Source organism: Pricia antarctica, from assembly GCF_900101815.1.
Classification (GTDB): Bacteria; Bacteroidota; Bacteroidia; order Flavobacteriales; family Flavobacteriaceae; genus Pricia; species Pricia antarctica.
The window spans coordinates 1-1,479 of sequence record NZ_FNAO01000039.1; the positions used below are offsets into that span (position 1 = coordinate 1).

Sequence of the window (1,479 nt, forward strand, 5' to 3'; positions counted from 1 at the left end):
AAAGAATATCGCTAAATTTGAGCTTAGACCGGAAGATGTCGGGTTTGGTAACATGATGAATATCAGTACTTAAAACTTGACGTTAGTTGGAAGCTTAAAATTAACTCGACCTCCAAGAAAATGTCGTAATTGCCTCTTTGGATTGTCGTAGTTGAACCTTTTGAAATACGCTAAAACAAATTATTTTTGATCGACAACTTAAATTATAAAGTATGACATTAACAAACAAACTTACATTCAAGCATCAAACTGAAAAATATTATTTCTTGCTTTATACAATTTTGATGGGCCAATTTTGTGATAACTGTGAGAATTGGCGACAAATAAAAGAAACAATCTAAAAATAAAAATATGGCACTTATCAATCCTTACATTAACTTCAACGGAAATGCAGAAGAAGCATTCAATTTTTACAAATCGATATTTGGCGGAGAGTTTGCAACGATCATGCGTTTCAAGGATATGTCAAGTCCTGAAAATCCGGTAGCAGAAAATGAAGCGAATAAAATAATGCACATTGCTTTGCCTATTGGTAAAAATATTTTAATGGCGAATGACGTTCCCGAAAGAATGGGACGGGTAAATGAAAATGAAAACAGGTCTAAAATATCCATTAGTGCGGAAAGTCGTGAAGAGGCCGACAGGTTATTCAACGGACTTTCAACAGGAGGGAATATTGAAATGCCCATTGGCGACAGTCCTTGGGGTTCCTATTTTGGAATGTTTAGAGACAAATACGGAATCGAATGGATGGTGGATTTTGACCCAAAGCATAACGGACAACCGTAACCGAATAATAAAAACGAACGCCTTTCCAAAGTTACCGACAAGCTAAAACAATCGCGACAATGAACCAAATATTTGACACTTACCGACCAGAAGGTTTTGGAACTGTAAACGGATATTTATTCGTGGAAAACCCAATAGAGTTGATTGATTTTCTTAAAAACGCATTCTATGCAAAGGAAATCAACCGTTCCATTAATTCAAAGAATGGCGACATTGCAAACGTAATTTTAAAAATCGGTAATTCCTGTTTTATGATAAGCCAAGCAAGAGGCCAATTTTTAAATATGCGTACGGCATTTTATCTATATGTCGATAATGTTGACCAAATGCATAAAAGAGCGGTCGAAAACGGAGCTAAAGTTGAATTTGAACCAGCTGATATGGATTACGAAGACCGACAATCAGGAATAATCGACCCAAGCGGAAATTATTGGTGGATTTCAAAACGACTTGTAGATAAGGGCTATGATAAATAGTGGATTCAATCCAAGCAAATCGGAAAAACCAGTTGCCAATTTAGGAAGAACTGAGCTAGATATGAAGTAAATACTAGCCTTCATTACCCATAGATGAGAATTTTCAATAATTCCGTAAAAGGAACGTGGCTGTTGCAGAACTCCAATAAACATCATTTTTTGCTTTTACCAATGAGCGGAAATCCGTAAATTGAAGGTATGCAAGGCAAAAAGA

At 35.9% G+C, this 1,479-nt stretch carries 2 protein-coding genes; both read left to right on the forward strand.

Annotated elements, in window-relative coordinates; translation table 11 throughout:
* Positions 1–351 precede the first annotated feature (351 nt).
* Positions 352–789: a VOC family protein gene (locus BLT07_RS20555; RefSeq protein WP_091874496.1), complete on the forward strand. Its 438-nt coding sequence runs from the start codon at positions 352–354 to the stop codon at positions 787–789.
* Positions 790–848: 59 nt separating this feature from the next.
* A complete protein-coding gene (locus BLT07_RS20560; protein WP_091874498.1) occupies positions 849–1,265 on the forward strand; it encodes a VOC family protein in 417 nt (138 codons plus the stop codon).
* Positions 1,266–1,479: the final 214 nt, after the last annotated feature.

Coding starts and splice junctions, on each gene's coding strand:
- BLT07_RS20555 (WP_091874496.1), top strand. CDS start 352: ATGGCACTTATCAATCCTTACATTAACTTCAACGGAAATGCAGAAGAA.
- BLT07_RS20560 (WP_091874498.1), top strand. CDS start 849: ATGAACCAAATATTTGACACTTACCGACCAGAAGGTTTTGGAACTGTA.